Source organism: Pseudomonas sp. Marseille-Q5117 (assembly GCF_946901175.1).
GTDB lineage: Bacteria > Pseudomonadota > Gammaproteobacteria > Pseudomonadales > Pseudomonadaceae > Aquipseudomonas > Aquipseudomonas iranensis.
Genome location: NZ_CAMPPP010000017.1, coordinates 91,012 through 107,073, shown reverse-complemented (window position 1 = coordinate 107,073; position 16,062 = coordinate 91,012). Strand labels below are relative to the sequence as shown.

The window sequence follows — 16,062 nt, the reverse complement described above, 5'->3', positions numbered from 1 at the left end:
GAGGCGTCATTGGCGCTTCTGTCAAGACGGGGGTGAAGGAACGCAATGCGTATTACAGAGTCCGTAACTCACGGAAAGTCATAGGGAATTGGTAGTGCTGGGACTCTTCAATAAAAAGACCAATGCGTTACTGGGGATCGACATCAGCTCCACGTCGGTGAAGCTGCTGGAGCTGAGCCGTCAGGGCGAGCGCTACCGGGTCGAGGCCTATGCGGTGGAGCCGTTGCCGGCGAACGCTGTGGTCGAAAAGAACATCGCCGAACTCGAGGGCGTTGGGCAGGCACTGAGCCGCCTGCTGGTCAAGGCGCGTACCGGGGTCAAGAGCGTGGCGGTGGCAGTGGCGGGTTCGGCGGTGATCACCAAGGTCATCGAGATGGACGCCGGGCTGTCCGACGACGAACTGGAAAACCAGCTCAAGATCGAGGCCGACCAATACATTCCCTATCCGCTGGACGAAGTCGCCATCGACTTTGAAGTCCAGGGCGTCTCGCCGCGCAACCCGGAACGGGTCAACGTGCTGCTCGCCGCCTGTCGCAAGGAAAACGTCGAGGTGCGTGAAGCGGCGCTGGCGCTCGCCGGTCTGACCGCGCGGGTGGTGGATGTCGAGGCCTACGCGCTGGAGCGCTCGTTCGGCCTGCTGGCAACGCATCTGGCGGCCTCCCAGGAGCGCCTGACCGTGGCAGTGGTCGACATCGGTGCGACCATGACCACTCTCAGCGTCCTGCACAACGGCAAGATCATCTATACCCGCGAGCAATTGTTCGGTGGACGCCAGCTCACCGAGGAGATTCAGCGCCGCTACGGCCTCACGGTCGAACAGGCGGGCCTGGCGAAAAAGCAGGGCGGGCTGCCTGACGATTACGTCAGCGAGGTCTTGCAGCCATTTCGCGAGGCGCTGGTGCAGCAAGTCTCGCGTTCGCTGCAGTTCTTCTTCGCCTCCGGCCAGTACAACGCGGTGGATCATATCCTGCTCGCCGGCGGCACCGCCTCGGTGCCCGGCCTGGACCGTCTGATCGAACAGCGTCTGGACACGCCGACGCAGGTCGCCAACCCGTTCGCCGACATGGCTTTAGGCAGCAAGGTCAATGCTGGGGCGCTGGCCAGTGATGCGCCAGCCTTGATGATTGCCTGCGGGCTCGCGCTCAGGAGTTTCGACTGATGGCGCGGATCAACCTTCTCCCCTGGCGCGAGGAGCGCCGCGAAGAGCGGCGCAAGCGCTTTCTGCTGGTCCTGATCGGCGTGCTGGCCGGCTCGATCGGCGCGGTGCTGATTGCCGACCAGATCATCACCGCGGCCATCGAGCGGCAAATGGCGCGCAACGATTACATCGGCAAACAGATCGCCGTGGTCGACGAACGCATCAAGCAGATCAGCGAGCTCAAGGCGCGCCGCCAGCAACTGGTCGAGCGCATGCGCATCATCCAGGATCTGCAGGGCAACCGGCAGATCAGCGGGCGGGTCTTCGACCAACTGGCGCGTACCCTGCCGGACGGCGTGTATTTCACCGATGTGAAAATGGCCGGCAAGACCTTGTCCATCAGTGGCGCGGCGGAGTCGAACAACCGGGTCTCCGAGCTGATGCGCAATCTCGACGCGTCCGACTGGTTCGATGCGCCGAGCCTGAATGAGGTCAAGGCCACCAGCGCTGATCAGGTCGAACAGGCCAATGTCTTCCAGCTGACCGTTCGTCAGACCCAGCCCAAGGTTGTGGAGGACGAGCAATGAAAGCCTCCGAGTGGCTGCAGGGCCTGCGCAACATCGATTTCAACGACCTCGACACCAGCAACATCGGCTCCTGGCCACCGGCAGTGAAAACCCTGTGCGGTGCGCTGGTGATGGTGTTGATCCTCGCGCTTGGCTATTACTTCTTTATCAGTGATATGGAAAATCAGCTCGACCTCAAGCGCGAAGAAGAAATCACCCTCAAGGAACAATTCGCCAGCAAGGCGCGGCTGTCGGCGAACCTTGAGCTGTATACCCAGCAAATGAAGGAAATGGAAAACACCTTCGGCGTGCTGCTGCGGCAATTGCCCAGCGACACCGAAGTGCCGGGCCTGCTCGAAGACATCACCCGCACCGGTCTGGGCAGCGGCCTGGAATTCGAGGAAATCAAGCTGCTGCCGGAAGTGACCCAGCCGTTCTACATCGAACTGCCGATCCAGATCACCGTGACCGGTGCCTATCACGACCTCGCGACCTTCGTCAGCGGCGTCGCCGGCCTGCCGCGAATTGTGACTCTGCACGATTTCGAACTGGCGCCGGCCAATCCCGAGGGCGGGACGAAGCTGCGCATGAGCATTCTTGCCAAGACGTACCGCTATAACGACAAGGGGCTGGAGAAATGACCCCGATTCGTTATCTCGTCCTGCCCATGGTGCTGGCGTTGAGCGGTTGCGGTGGCGGCGATGACTTCAGCGACCTCGACGCTTACCTCAACGAAGTGCGCCTGCGCCCGGCGGGCAAGATTGAACCAACGCCGACATTCCGGTCTTACCCCACATTCACTTACAGCGCCGCCAACCTGCGCAGCCCGTTTTCGCGGCAGGCGCGGGTCGATCTGGCCGGGCAGAAGCACGGCTCGCGCAACGTCAAACCTGACCCCAACCGGGTCAAGCAATACCTTGAAGGGTTCAACATCGAGCAGTTCGAAATGGTCGGCACGATCGCCAATGCCTCGGGCTCGTTCGCGCTGCTGCGCGGTGCAGGCGGGGTGCATCGTCTCAAGGTCGGCGACTACCTGGGCCGCAACGACGGCCGCATCGTCGCCATCAGCGCCACCCAGGTCGATGTCGTCGAGATCGTGCCCGACGGCGCCGGCGCCTGGCTGGAGCGGCCGCGCACCATTCCTTTGAAAGAGCACTCATAGTGGAAGTCGAACAATGAACAGGATTTTCTCCACCCTCGGTTTTTCGCTATGGATAGCGCTGGTGTCACCGATGGTAATGGCGGCCAGTCTGAAAGCGCTGGATGTTGCCGCGCTGCCGGGTGACCGCGTCGAACTGAAGCTGTCGTTCGACGGCCCGCCACCACAGCCCAAGGGCTACACAACCGAGTCGCCGGCGCGCATTGCACTGGATCTGCCGGGCGTGACCAGCCAGTTGGCCAACAGGAATCTTGATCTGGGCAGCGGCAACGCGCGCACGGCCACGGTGGCCGAAGCCAAGGATCGCACGCGGCTGATTGTCAGCCTGACGCAGCTGGCGCCTTACAGCACGCGGGTCGAGGGCAATAATCTGTTTGTGGTGGTCGGTCAGGGCGCTTCCGCGACTGCGCCGCGCCCGGCTGCCGTTGCACCGCGTGCCGCCACGGCCGCTGCGGCACCTGCCAGACCAGCCGCGCAACGCAGCAGGGCGATTCGCGGTGTCGATTTCCAGCGCGGCACCGAGGGTGAGGGCAACGTAGTCATCGACCTCTCTGATCCGACCATCGCCCCGGATATCCAGGAGCACGATGGCAAGATCATCCTCAGCTTCGCCCGCACGCAATTGCCGGAAAAGCTGCGCGTGCGCCTCGACGTCAAGGACTTCGCCACCCCGGTGCAGTTCGTCAACGCAGCGCTCACCGGCGATCGCACCGTGATCAGTGTCGAGCCCAGCGGCACCTTCGACTACTCCACGTTTCAGACCGACAACAAGCTCACCGTCAGCGTTCGGCCGATGAGCATCGACGACCTGCAAAAGCGCAACGCCGACCGTCAGGCCTATGTCGGCGACAAGCTGTCACTGAATTTTCAGGACATCGACGTGCGCTCGGTGCTGCAACTGATCGCGGACTTCACCAACCTCAACCTCGTAGCAAGCGATACGGTGCAGGGCGGTATCACCTTGCGCCTGCAGAACGTGCCGTGGGATCAGGCGCTGGATCTGGTGTTGAAAACCAAGGGCCTGGACAAGCGCAAGATCGGCAACGTGCTGCTGGTCGCGCCGGCCGATGAAATTGCCGCTCGCGAGCGTCAGGAACTGGAATCGCAGAAGCAGATCGCCGAGCTGGCGCCCCTGCGTCGTGAGCTGCTGCAAGTCAATTACGCCAAGGCAGCGGACATCGCCAAGCTGTTCCAGTCGGTGACCAGTGCCGAGGCCAAGGTCGACGAGCGCGGTTCGATTACCGTCGATGAGCGAACCAACAACATCATTGCCTACCAGACCCAGGATCGCCTCGACGAACTCCGGCGGATCGTCGCGCAGCTGGATATTCCGGTGCGCCAGGTGATGATCGAGGCGCGCATCGTCGAGGCCAACGTCGATTACGACAAGAGCCTGGGCGTGCGCTGGGGCGGTTCGGTGCAGAACAAGGGCAACTGGAACGCCTCCGGGGTCAACGGTTCGTCGAGCACTATCGGTACGCCGGGCAGCACCGGCACCAACTCGCCGTTCGTCGACATGGGCACGGTCAATAATACTTCGGGGATCGGCATCGCGTTCATCACCGACAACGTGCTGCTGGATCTCGAACTGACGGCAATGGAAAAGACCGGCAACGGTGAAATCGTCTCGCAGCCGAAGGTGGTCACCTCGGACAAGGAAACCGCGAAGATCCTCAAAGGCACCGAGATTCCCTATCAGGAGGCCAGCTCCAGCGGCGCGACCTCGGTGTCGTTCAAGGAGGCTTCGCTGTCACTGGAAGTTACTCCGCAGATCACCCCGGACAACCGCATCATCATGGAGGTCAAGGTCACCAAGGATGAGCCGGACTACCTGAACAAAGTGCAGGATGTGCCGCCGATCAAGAAAAACGAGGTCAACGCCAAAGTGCTGGTAAATGACGGCGAGACCATCGTAATCGGCGGTGTTTTTTCAAATACTCAAAGCAAGGTCGTAGATAAGGTGCCATTTCTTGGCGATGTGCCGTATCTTGGCCGCCTTTTCCGGCGTGATGTGGTTTCGGAGAAAAAATCCGAGCTGCTGGTATTTCTCACTCCGCGTATCATGAATAACCAGGCGATTGCTGTGAGTCGTTGATTCTGTGCGAAATTTGATACTTGTAGGACCGATGGGTGCTGGCAAAAGCACCATCGGCCGATTGCTGGCCAAAGAGCTGCGCCTGCCGTTCAAGGATTCCGACAAGGAAATTGAGCTGCGCACGGGTGCCAATATCCCATGGATCTTCGACAAGGAAGGCGAGCCCGGCTTTCGTGACCGTGAGCAGGCGATGATCGCCGAGCTGTGCGCGTTCGATGGCGTGGTGCTGGCGACCGGCGGCGGCGCAGTGATGCGTGATGCCAATCGCAAGGCCCTGCATGAAGGCGGGCGCGTGGTGTATCTGCACGCCTCCGTCGAGCAGCAGGTCGGCCGCACCTCCCGCGATCGCAATCGGCCGCTGCTGCGTACCGCCGATCCGGCGAAAACCTTGCGCGACCTGCTCGAGATCCGTGATCCGCTTTATCGGGAAATTGCCGATCTGGTGGTGGAAACCGACGAGCGGCCGCCACGCATGGTGGTGCTCGACATTCTCGACCGCCTCGCGCAGTTGCCGCCCCGTTAAAGCATCGTCCGAAATGCGCTATCCTCGGCGTCCTGTCAGCGTCCGCCGAGGGTGTGGCGGATGCCGGGCGAGCGGCGTCATACCGCTACAGGCCGCAGAACACCAATAATTTCAGGGCAGGATGCCTGCTTCCATCTTCACTGTGGGGACACATGCAGACACTCAAGGTCGATCTAGGCGAGCGCAGCTACCCGATTCATATTGGCGAAGGTCTGTTGGATCAGCCGGAACTGCTGGCGCCGCATATCCACGGGCGGCAGGTGGCAATCATCTCCAACGAAACCGTCGCGCCGCTCTATCTCGAACGTCTGACCCGCAGCCTTGCGCAGTTCTCGGTGATCTCGGTGGTGTTGCCTGATGGCGAAGCCTTCAAGAACTGGGAAACCCTGCAACTGATTTTCGACGGTCTGTTGACCGCGCGTCACGACCGCCGTACCACCGTGATCGCCTTGGGCGGCGGGGTGATCGGCGACATGGCCGGTTTCGCGGCTGCCTGTTATCAGCGCGGTGTCGATTTCATCCAGATTCCTACCACGCTGTTGTCGCAGGTCGATTCCTCGGTCGGCGGCAAGACCGGCATCAACCATCCGCTGGGCAAGAACATGGTCGGCGCGTTCTATCAGCCGAACGTGGTGCTGATCGATACCGCATCGCTGAAAACCCTGCCGCAGCGCGAGTTGTCGGCGGGCCTGGCGGAAGTCATCAAGTACGGCCTGATCTGCGACGAGCCGTTCCTGACCTGGCTGGAAGAAAACGTTGACGCTCTGCGCGCGCTGGACCAGACCGCGCTGACCTATGCGATCGAGCGTTCCTGCGCGGCCAAGGCTGCGGTGGTCGGTGCCGATGAAAAGGAAACCGGCGTACGCGCCACGCTCAACCTCGGCCACACCTTCGGCCACGCCATCGAAACCCACATGGGCTATGGTGTCTGGCTGCATGGCGAGGCGGTGGCGGCGGGCACGGTGATGGCGCTGGAAATGTCCGCGCGCCTGGGCTGGATCAGCGAGCAGGAGCGTGATCGCGGCATTCGTCTGTTCCAGCGCGCCGGCTTGCCGGTCGTTCCGCCGACAGAAATGACCGAAGCCGATTTTCTCCAACACATGGCAATTGATAAAAAAGTGATCGACGGTCGTCTGCGCCTGGTGCTGCTGCGCCGGATGGGCGAAGCGGTAGTGACCGACGATTATCCGAAAGAGGTTCTACAGGCCACGCTGGGAGCGGATTACCGCGCCCTGGCTCAGCTTAAAGGTTAAAACGATTCCGATGACTAGTTTGCATGCCGACGAGGCGTTTCTCGGCCATTTCCAGTTAAGTCACGACCCGTTCGCGCCACGGGTGCCGGGCTTCAAATTCTTCCCGGCCCAGCGCAAACCGGTGCTGGGTCAACTGCATCACCTGGCGCGTTACAGCCAGTTGCTGCTGGTGGTCACCGGCCCGCAGGGCAGCGGCAAGACCCTGCTGCGGCAGGCGCTGGTGGCCAGCACCAATAAACAATCGGTGCAGAGCGTGGTGGTTTCCGCCCGTGGCGCCGGTGATGCGGCCGGCGTGCTGCGCCAGGTGGCGCAGGCGCTGGATGTCGCTCAGGCCGAAGTCGGCGCGATTCTCGAGCAGGTGGTGCAACTGGGTCTGACCGGGCAGGAAGTCTATCTGCTCGTGGACGATGCCGAGCAGCTCGACGAGTCCGCGCTGGAAGCGTTGATGGCGCTCGGCGCCGGCACGCCGGAAGGTCGTCCGCATGTGTTCCTGTTCGGCGAGTCGTCGCTGATCGCCCAGCTCGAGGCATTGCAGCTCGAAGAAGAGCGTTTTCACGTCATCGAATTGCAGCCGTACACCGAAGAAGAGACCCGCGAATATCTCGACCAGCGGCTGGAAGGCGCGGGCCGGGGTGTCGAACTTTTCACCGCAGATCAGATCTCTGATATTCACGAAAGCTCCGAGGGCTGGCCGGGCAACATCAACCAGGTCGCTCGCGATGCACTGATCGAAGTCATGATTGCCAGCCGCTCCGCGGTCAAGCGTCCAAGTATGGGGTTCAACATGCCGAAGAAACACGTATTGGCGATTTCCGCCGTCGTTGTGGTCGCGGTTGCCGCCGCCTGGCTGATGCCGGGTCGCAGCAAGGCACCGACCACCGGTGCTCCGGCCAATGAACAGGCGCAATTGCCATTGGGTCAGGGCGCAGCGAACGGCGCCAACCCGTCCGTCGAATTCGCCGGCAACACTCAGCCGATGCCGCTGCCATTGGTCGGCAACTCGCAGCCGGTCATGCGTGGCCCGCTGGCGGAAGCCGCCGGTGGCATCACCGAAGGCGACGACGGCGTGTCGCTGGAAGGCTCCAGCGATACGCCGCCGACCGTCACCACCTCCGCGCCGCCCTGCTGGCGTTCCGGCCGGTCCCGCGCCGACACCGGTTCCAACTCCTGCCGCCAAACCGGCACCAACCCCGGCACCGACGCAGATCGCCACGGCCAAGCCTGCTCCGGCCACCCCGGCGCCAGCTGCGAAACCGGCTCCTGCTCCGGCCAAGCCTGCCGACAAGCCCGTTACCGTGGCCAAGGCTGCCGGTGGCAGCTGGTACGCCGTTCAGCCGACCAGCAACTATGTCGTGCAGATTCTCGGCACCAGCTCGGAGACCGCCGCGCAGAACTTCGTCAAGGAGCAGGGCGGCGAGTACCGTTATTTCAAGAAAGTCCTCAATGGCAAGCCGCTTTACGTGATCACCTACGGCAACTTTGCCAATCGTGATGCGGCCGTTTCTGCCATCAAGGCCTTGCCAGCGAAGGTTCAGGCTGGTAAACCTTGGCCTCGCACTGTCGCCAGCGTCCAACAGGAACTGGCAACAACTCGCTGAAGATTCGGCGGCCTTACCCAGGCCGCCTCTCCAAGCACCTCAAAATTTCTACGAGTGCGCGCCGCCTTCACAGGTCGCGTGCCTTGTGGTGTCTGCGTCACAGTAGTCTTTGAGTCGTTGCGGTCAAAATTAAAAAAGTTTTGACTAGCACAGCAGATCGCTTTAAACCTTTCACAAATGCGACATGAATTTGCGACAGTTCGTCGTCAAATTTGTGAGCCTCTGTGTCGCTGTGTACAATGACCACCCTTTTGCCCCCGCTAAGCCGGCGTACGTTCGGCGCGGAACGCAAGTGGTTGAATTGAAAAGAAATTTGCCTCGAGTAGAGGCAGCCTGGTGAGAAAGTGTCTATGAAAGCAGGTCTGTACCAACCAGATGAATTCAAGGATAACTGCGGTTTCGGCCTGATAGCTCATATGCAGGGCGAGCCCAGTCATACCCTTTTGCAAACGGCCATCGAGGCCCTGACCTGCATGACCCACCGCGGTGGGATTAATGCCGACGGCAAGACCGGTGACGGTTGCGGTCTGCTGATTCAAAAACCCGACGCCTTCCTGCGAGCCATTGCCCGGGAAAGCTTCGGCGTCGATATGCCCAAGCAATATGCCGTGGGCATGGTGTTCTTCAATCAGGATCCGGCCAAGGCCGAAGCCGCTCGCGAGAACATGAACCGCGAGATCCTCGCCGAAGGCCTGCAACTGATCGGCTGGCGCAAAGTGCCGATCGACACCAGCGTCCTCGGCCGCCTCGCCCTTGAACGCCTGCCGCAGATTGAGCAGGTCTACATCGGCGGCGAAGGCCTGAGCGATCAGGACATGGCGGTGAAGCTGTTCAGCGCCCGTCGCCGTTCGTCGGTGGCCAACGCCGCTGACAGCGACCACTACATCTGCAGCTTTTCGCACAAGACCATCATCTATAAAGGCCTGATGATGCCGGCCGACCTGGCCGCGTTCTATCCAGACCTGAGTGACGAGCGCCTGCAAACCGCAATCTGCGTGTTCCACCAGCGCTTCTCTACCAACACCCTGCCGAAATGGCCGCTGGCGCAGCCGTTCCGCTTCCTCGCCCACAACGGCGAGATCAACACCATCACCGGTAACCGCAACTGGGCGCAGGCCCGGCGGACCAAGTTCACCAACGATCTGATGGATCTGGAAGAACTCGGCCCGCTGGTCAACCGTGTCGGGTCCGACTCATCGAGCATGGACAACATGCTCGAACTGATGGTCACCGGTGGCATCGACCTGTTCCGTGGCGTGCGCATGATCATTCCGCCTGCGTGGCAGAACGTTGAAACCATGGACCCGGATCTGCGTGCGTTCTACGAGTACAACTCGATGCACATGGAGCCGTGGGACGGCCCGGCCGGCGTGGTAATGACCGACGGTCGTTACGCGGTGTGCCTGCTCGACCGTAACGGTCTGCGTCCGGCGCGCTGGGTCACCACCAAGAATGGTTTCATCACCCTCGCCTCGGAAATCGGCGTGTGGAACTACCAGCCCGAAGACGTGCTCGCCAAGGGCCGTGTCGGCCCTGGCCAGATCTTCGCTGTGGACACCGAGACCGGGCAGATCCTCGATACCGATGCGATCGACAACCGTCTGAAATCCCGTCATCCGTACAAGCAGTGGCTGCGCAAGAATGCCCTGCGCATTCAGGCGACCATGGAAGACAACGACCACGGTTCGGCTTTCTACGACGTCGACCAGCTCAAGCAGTACATGAAGATGTATCAGGTCACGTTCGAAGAGCGTGATCAGGTGCTGCGCCCGCTTGGCGAGCAAGGTTACGAAGCCGTGGGCTCGATGGGCGACGACACGCCGATGGCCGTGCTGTCCCAGCGTGTACGCACGCCGTACGACTATTTCCGTCAGCAGTTTGCGCAGGTCACCAACCCGCCGATCGACCCGCTGCGTGAAGCGATCGTGATGTCGCTGGAAATCTGCCTCGGTGCCGAGCGCAACATTTTCCAGGAGTCGCCGGAACACGCCTCGCGCGTGATCCTCAGCTCGCCAGTGATCTCGCCGGCCAAGTGGCGCTCGCTGATGAACCTCGACCGTCCGGGTTTCGAACGGGCGATCATCGACCTCAACTACGACGAAAGCCTCGGCCTCGAAGCGGCGATCCGCAACGTTGCCGATCAGGCTGAAGAAGCCGTGCGCGCCGGGCGTACCCAGATCGTCCTCAGCGACCGCCATATCGCCCCGGGCAAGCTGCCGATCCACGCTTCGCTGGCGACCGGTGCCGTGCACCACCGCCTGACCGAGAAGGGCCTGCGTTGCGATTCCAACATCCTCGTGGAAACCGCCACTGCACGCGATCCGCACCACTTCGCCGTGCTGATCGGTTTCGGCGCCTCGGCGGTCTATCCGTTCCTGGCCTACGAAGTATTGGGCGATCTGATCCGTACCGGTGAAGTCCTGGGCGACCTCTACGAGGTGTTCAAGAACTACCGCAAGGGCATCACCAAAGGCCTGCTCAAGATCCTGTCGAAGATGGGTATCTCGACCATCGCTTCGTACCGTGGTGCGCAGCTGTTCGAGGCCATTGGTCTGTCTGAAGAAGTCTGCGAGCTGAGCTTCCGTGGCGTGCCGAGCCGGATCAAGGGCGCGCGTTTCGTCGACATCGAAGCCGAGCAGAAAGCGCTCGCCGTCGAAGCCTGGAGTCCGCGCAAGCCGATCCAGCAGGGCGGTCTGCTGAAGTTCGTCCACGGTGGCGAATATCACGCCTACAACCCGGACGTGGTCAACACCCTGCAAGCCGCTGTGCAGCAGGGCGACTACGCCAAGTTCAAGGAATACACCTCGCTGGTGGACAACCGTCCGGTGTCGATGATTCGCGACCTGTTCAAGGTCAAGACCCTCGAAACGCCGCTGGACATCAGTGAAGTCGAGCCGCTGGAGTCGGTGCTCAAGCGCTTCGACTCCGCCGGTATCTCGCTGGGCGCACTGTCGCCGGAAGCTCACGAAGCCCTGGCCGAAGCCATGAACCGCCTCGGCGCGCGTTCCAACTCCGGCGAAGGCGGTGAAGACCCGGCGCGTTACGGCACCATCAAGAGCTCGAAAATCAAGCAGGTTGCGACTGGCCGTTTTGGTGTAACTCCGGAATACCTGGTCAACGCCGAAGTGCTGCAGATCAAGGTCGCCCAAGGCGCCAAGCCGGGCGAGGGCGGGCAACTGCCGGGCGGCAAGGTCAACGGGCTGATCGCCAAGCTGCGTTACGCAGTGCCGGGCGTGACCCTGATTTCGCCACCGCCGCACCACGACATCTATTCGATCGAAGATTTGTCGCAGTTGATCTTTGACTTGAAGCAGGTCAACCCGCAGGCGCTGGTTTCGGTGAAGCTGGTAGCAGAAGCGGGCGTCGGCACCATCGCCGCCGGTGTGGCCAAGGCCTATGCCGACCTGATCACCATTTCCGGCTACGACGGTGGCACCGGTGCTTCGCCGCTGACCTCGATCAAGTACGCCGGCGCACCTTGGGAACTCGGCCTGGCTGAAACCCACCAGACCCTGCGCGGCAACGACCTGCGCGGCAAAGTCCGGGTGCAGACCGACGGTGGCCTGAAAACCGGTCTCGACGTGATCAAAGCCGCGATCCTTGGCGCCGAGAGCTTCGGCTTCGGTACCGCGCCGATGATCGCACTGGGCTGCAAATACCTGCGCATCTGCCATCTGAACAACTGCGCCACTGGCGTCGCGACGCAGAACGAGAAACTGCGCAAGGATCACTACATCGGCACCGTCGACATGGTGGTGAATTTCTTCACCTACGTCGCCGAAGAAACCCGTGAGTGGCTGGCCAAACTGGGTGTGCGCTCCCTCGAAGAGCTGATCGGTCGCACTGATCTGCTGGAAATCCTCGAAGGCCAGACCGCCAAGCAACATCACCTGGACCTGACGCCGCTGTTGGGCAGCGATCACATCCCGGCGGACAAACCGCAGTTCTGCGGCGTTGAGCGCAACCCGCCGTTCGACAAAGGTCTGCTCGCGGAGAAGATGGTCGAGCTGGCCGCGTCGGCGATCAACGACCTCAGCGGTGCAGAGTTCGAGCTGGATATCTGCAACTGCGACCGTTCGATCGGCGCGCGGATCTCCGGCGAAATCGCGCGCAAGCATGGCAACCAAGGGATGGCGAAAGCGCCGATCACGTTCCGTTTCAAAGGCACGGCCGGGCAGAGCTTCGGTGTGTGGAACGCCGGCGGTCTGAACATGTACCTGGAAGGCGACGCCAACGACTACGTCGGCAAAGGCATGACCGGCGGCAAGCTGGTCATCGTGCCGCCGAAGGGCAGCGTCTACAAGACTCAGGAAAGCGCCATCATCGGCAACACCTGCCTGTACGGCGCCACTGGCGGCAAGTTGTTCGCCGCCGGCACCGCAGGCGAGCGTTTCGCCGTGCGTAACTCCGGTGCCCACACCGTCGTGGAAGGCACTGGCGATCACTGCTGCGAGTACATGACTGGTGGTTTCGTCTGCGTGCTGGGCAAGACCGGTTACAACTTCGGTTCTGGCATGACCGGTGGTTTCGCCTACGTGCTCGATCAGGACAACACCTTCGTTGACCGGGTCAATCACGAACTGGTGGAGATCCAGCGGATCAGCGGCGAGGCGATGGAAGCCTATCGCAGCCACCTGCAAAACGTGCTGAACGAGTACGTCGCCGAAACCGACAGCGAGTGGGGTCGTGAACTCGCCGAGAACCTCGACGATTACTTGCGGCGTTTCTGGTTGGTCAAGCCCAAGGCTGCCAGCTTGAAAACCCTGCTTTCCAGCACTCGTGCCAACCCGCAGTGATATGCGCCTGAAGAGTTTGATGAGGTTTTAACAATGGCTGAACGTCTGAATAACGACTTCCAGTTCATCGATGTCGGGCGCAAGGATCCGAAGAAGAAACTGTTGCGTCAACGCAAGAAAGAGTTCGTTGAAATCTACGAACCGTTCAAACCCCAGCAGTCGGCCGATCAGGCCCACCGCTGCCTGGGTTGCGGCAACCCGTATTGCGAATGGAAGTGCCCGGTGCACAACTTCATTCCCAACTGGCTCAAATTGGTCGCCGAGGGCAACATCCTTCAGGCCGCCGAGCTGTCGCACCAGACCAACACCCTGCCGGAAGTCTGCGGCCGGGTGTGCCCGCAGGATCGTCTGTGCGAGGGTGCCTGCACCCTCAACGACGGCTTCGGCGCGGTGACCATCGGTTCGGTCGAGAAGTACATCACCGACACCGCGTTCGCCATGGGCTGGCGCCCGGACATGTCCAAGGTCAAGCCGACCGGCAAACGCGTCGCGATCATCGGCGCAGGCCCGGCGGGTCTTGGTTGTGCCGACGTGCTGGTGCGTGGCGGTGTAACTCCGGTGGTGTTCGACAAGAACCCGGAAATCGGTGGCCTGCTGACCTTCGGCATCCCCGAGTTCAAGCTGGAAAAGACCGTGCTGAGCAATCGTCGCGAAGTCTTCACCGGCATGGGCATCGAGTTCCGCCTCAACACCGAAGTCGGCAAAGACGTGACCATGGAACAACTGCTCGCCGAGTACGATGCGGTGTTCATGGGCATGGGCACCTACACCTACATGAAAGGCGGTTTTGCCGGTGAGGATCTGCCGGGCGTTTACGACGCGCTGGATTTCCTTATTGCCAACGTCAATCGCAACCTGGGCTTTGAAAAGTCGCCGGAAGATTTCGTCGACATGAAAGGCAAGAAGGTCGTGGTACTCGGCGGCGGCGACACGGCGATGGACTGCAACCGCACCTCGATCCGTCAGGGCGCCAAGTCGGTGACCTGCGCTTATCGTCGTGACGAAGCGAACATGCCCGGCTCGCGCAAAGAGGTGAAGAACGCCAAGGAAGAAGGCGTGAAATTCCTCTACAACCGCCAGCCGATCGCCATTGTCGGTGAAGACAAGGTCGAAGGCGTCAAAGTGGTCGAGACCCGTCTCGGCGAACCGGACGCCCGTGGCCGTCGCAGCCCCGAGCCGATCCCGGGCTCCGAAGAGATCATCCCGGCCGACGCCGTGGTCATCGCCTTCGGCTTCCGTCCGAGCCCGGCACCGTGGTTCGAACAGTTCGAGATCCAGACCGACAGCCAGGGCCGCGTTGTTGCGCCTGAGCAAGGTCAGTACAAGCACCAGACCAGCAACCCGAAAATCTTCGCCGGTGGCGACATGGTGCGCGGTTCCGACCTGGTGGTGACGGCGATCTTTGAAGGGCGCAATGCGGCTGAAGGGATCCTCGATTACCTGGGTGTCTAACCCCGGCGCCTGAGCCAAACGCAATACTCCTGTGGGAGCGAGCCTGCTCGCGAAAGCGGTCTGTCAGCCAACTTCAATGTTGGATGTGCCGGCCTCTTCGCGAGCAGGCTCGCTCCCACAGTTGTTTTAGGGTGTTGCGGAAAATCGTGTTCCAGCGCGACAAATTGACCCGATAGACAAAAGGCTGACCCACATCCGTGCCTTTTGCCTCGCGCTCTGAGAAAATGCCCGCACTTTTTTTCCGGATGCCGACATGACTGCCCTGAAGAACGACCGTTTCCTCCGCGCCCTGCTCAAGCAACCCGTTGACGTCACCCCTGTGTGGATGATGCGCCAGGCCGGTCGCTACCTGCCGGAGTACCGCGCCAGCCGCGCACATGCCGGCGACTTCATGAGCCTGTGCATGAATCCGGAGTTCGCCTGCGAAGTCACCCTGCAACCGCTCGACCGCTACCCGCAACTGGACGCGGCGATTCTGTTTTCCGACATCCTCACTATTCCCGATGCCATGGGCCAAGGTCTGTACTTCGAGACCGGTGAAGGCCCGCGCTTCAAGAAAGTCGTCAGCACCCTGGCCGACATCGAAGCCCTGCCGATCCCGGATCCGCACAAAGACCTCGGCTACGTGATGGACGCGGTCAGCACTATCCGCCGTGAACTCAACGGTCGTGTGCCGTTGATCGGTTTCTCCGGCAGCCCATGGACACTGGCGACTTACATGGTTGAAGGCGGCTCGTCGAAAGACTTCCGCAAGACCAAAGCGATGCTTTACGACAACCCGCAAGCCATGCATCTGCTGCTGGATAAACTGGCGCAGTCGGTGACTTCGTACCTCAACGGCCAGATCATGGCCGGTGCGCAAGCGGTGCAGATCTTCGACACCTGGGGCGGCAACCTGTCGGCGGCGGCTTATCAGGAATTCTCCCTGGCCTACATGAAGAAAATCGTCAGCGGCCTGATCCGCGAGAACGACGGACGCAAAGTGCCAGTGATCCTGTTTACCAAGAACGGCGGCCTGTGGCTGGAAAGCATCGCCGAAGCCGGCGCCGACGCCCTCGGCCTGGACTGGACCTGCGACATCGGCAACGCCCGCGCCCGTGTCGGCGACAAGGTCGCGCTGCAAGGCAACATGGACCCGACCGTGCTCTACGCCAAACCGGAAGCGATCCGCACTGAAGTCGGGCGCATCCTCGCCAGCTACGGCAAGGGCAGCGGCCATGTGTTCAACCTTGGCCACGGCATTACGCCGGAAGTCGATCCAGAACATGCCGGCGCGTTCCTGCGTGCGGTGCATGAGCTGTCGGCTCAGTATCACGAGTGATCAGCGCACAATAAAAAACGCCCGGCCAATGCCGGGCGTTTTTTTTTGCACGATCCAATGTCGGACACAGATCAACTGTGGGAGCGAGCCTGCTCGCGAAAGCGGTGTGTCATTCAACACTGATGTTGCCTGACACAGTGCATTCGCGAGCAGGCTCGCTC

10 protein-coding genes and 1 pseudogene are annotated in these 16,062 nt (G+C 61.4%); all 11 read left to right on the top strand.

Annotation, left to right across the window (positions count from 1 at the left end; translation table 11 throughout):
* The first annotated feature begins 94 nt into the window (after positions 1–94).
* The 11 genes and pseudogenes from OC605_RS23050 to hemE all read left to right on the top strand — a co-directional run bounded on the left by OC605_RS23050 (position 95) and on the right by hemE (position 15,901).
* Complete coding sequence (locus OC605_RS23050) at positions 95–1,159, top strand: pilus assembly protein PilM (RefSeq protein ID WP_024011266.1); 1,065 nt, start codon at positions 95–97, stop codon at positions 1,157–1,159.
* Complete coding sequence (locus OC605_RS23045) at positions 1,159–1,725, top strand: PilN domain-containing protein (RefSeq protein ID WP_056787334.1); 567 nt, start codon at positions 1,159–1,161, stop codon at positions 1,723–1,725. The genes OC605_RS23050 and OC605_RS23045 overlap by 1 nt, the downstream gene beginning before the upstream one ends.
* Positions 1,722–2,345: a type 4a pilus biogenesis protein PilO gene (gene pilO / locus OC605_RS23040; protein WP_137215140.1), complete on the top strand. Its 624-nt coding sequence runs from the start codon at positions 1,722–1,724 to the stop codon at positions 2,343–2,345. The genes OC605_RS23045 and pilO overlap by 4 nt, the downstream gene beginning before the upstream one ends.
* Entirely contained in the window at positions 2,342–2,866 is a 525-nt protein-coding gene (locus OC605_RS23035; RefSeq protein WP_160768498.1) for a pilus assembly protein PilP, read from the top strand. The genes pilO and OC605_RS23035 overlap by 4 nt, the downstream gene beginning before the upstream one ends.
* Before the next feature lie 13 nt (positions 2,867–2,879).
* The gene (gene pilQ / locus OC605_RS23030) at positions 2,880–4,958 is read left to right on the top strand and encodes a type IV pilus secretin PilQ (RefSeq protein WP_122611068.1); all 2,079 of its coding nucleotides are present in this window, start codon (positions 2,880–2,882) and stop codon (positions 4,956–4,958) included.
* Between the two features lie 4 nt (positions 4,959–4,962).
* Positions 4,963–5,481 carry a shikimate kinase AroK gene (gene aroK / locus OC605_RS23025; protein WP_024011270.1) on the top strand — a complete coding sequence of 173 codons (519 nt, stop codon included), beginning with the start codon at positions 4,963–4,965 and terminating at the stop codon, positions 5,479–5,481.
* A gap of 152 nt (positions 5,482–5,633) precedes the next feature.
* Positions 5,634–6,734 carry a 3-dehydroquinate synthase gene (aroB, locus tag OC605_RS23020; RefSeq protein WP_024011271.1) on the top strand — a complete coding sequence of 367 codons (1,101 nt, stop codon included), beginning with the start codon at positions 5,634–5,636 and terminating at the stop codon, positions 6,732–6,734.
* Between the two features lie 10 nt (positions 6,735–6,744).
* Positions 6,745–8,332 (top strand): annotated as a pseudogene (locus OC605_RS23015) (AAA family ATPase).
* 350 nt (positions 8,333–8,682) lie between these two features.
* Positions 8,683–13,128, top strand: coding sequence for a glutamate synthase large subunit (gltB, locus tag OC605_RS23010; RefSeq protein ID WP_262139694.1), 4,446 nt, complete (start codon positions 8,683–8,685; stop codon positions 13,126–13,128).
* Positions 13,129–13,161: 33 nt separating this feature from the next.
* Complete coding sequence (locus tag OC605_RS23005) at positions 13,162–14,580, top strand: FAD-dependent oxidoreductase (RefSeq protein WP_007909438.1); 1,419 nt, start codon at positions 13,162–13,164, stop codon at positions 14,578–14,580.
* Between the two features lie 253 nt (positions 14,581–14,833).
* A complete protein-coding gene (gene hemE, locus OC605_RS23000) occupies positions 14,834–15,901 on the top strand; it encodes a uroporphyrinogen decarboxylase (protein WP_016772044.1) in 1,068 nt (355 codons plus the stop codon).
* Positions 15,902–16,062 lie beyond the last annotated feature (161 nt).

What these genes read in the sequence shown, in the direction of transcription:
- aroB (WP_024011271.1), top strand. Translation starts at nt 5,634, where the DNA reads ATGCAGACACTCAAGGTCGATCTAGGCGAGCGCAGCTACCCGATTCAT.
- pilQ (WP_122611068.1), top strand. Translation starts at nt 2,880, where the DNA reads ATGAACAGGATTTTCTCCACCCTCGGTTTTTCGCTATGGATAGCGCTG.
- pilO (WP_137215140.1), top strand. Translation starts at nt 1,722, where the DNA reads ATGAAAGCCTCCGAGTGGCTGCAGGGCCTGCGCAACATCGATTTCAAC.
- hemE (WP_016772044.1), top strand. Translation starts at nt 14,834, where the DNA reads ATGACTGCCCTGAAGAACGACCGTTTCCTCCGCGCCCTGCTCAAGCAA.
- OC605_RS23035 (WP_160768498.1), top strand. Translation starts at nt 2,342, where the DNA reads ATGACCCCGATTCGTTATCTCGTCCTGCCCATGGTGCTGGCGTTGAGC.
- gltB (WP_262139694.1), top strand. Translation starts at nt 8,683, where the DNA reads ATGAAAGCAGGTCTGTACCAACCAGATGAATTCAAGGATAACTGCGGT.
- OC605_RS23005 (WP_007909438.1), top strand. Translation starts at nt 13,162, where the DNA reads ATGGCTGAACGTCTGAATAACGACTTCCAGTTCATCGATGTCGGGCGC.
- OC605_RS23045 (WP_056787334.1), top strand. Translation starts at nt 1,159, where the DNA reads ATGGCGCGGATCAACCTTCTCCCCTGGCGCGAGGAGCGCCGCGAAGAG.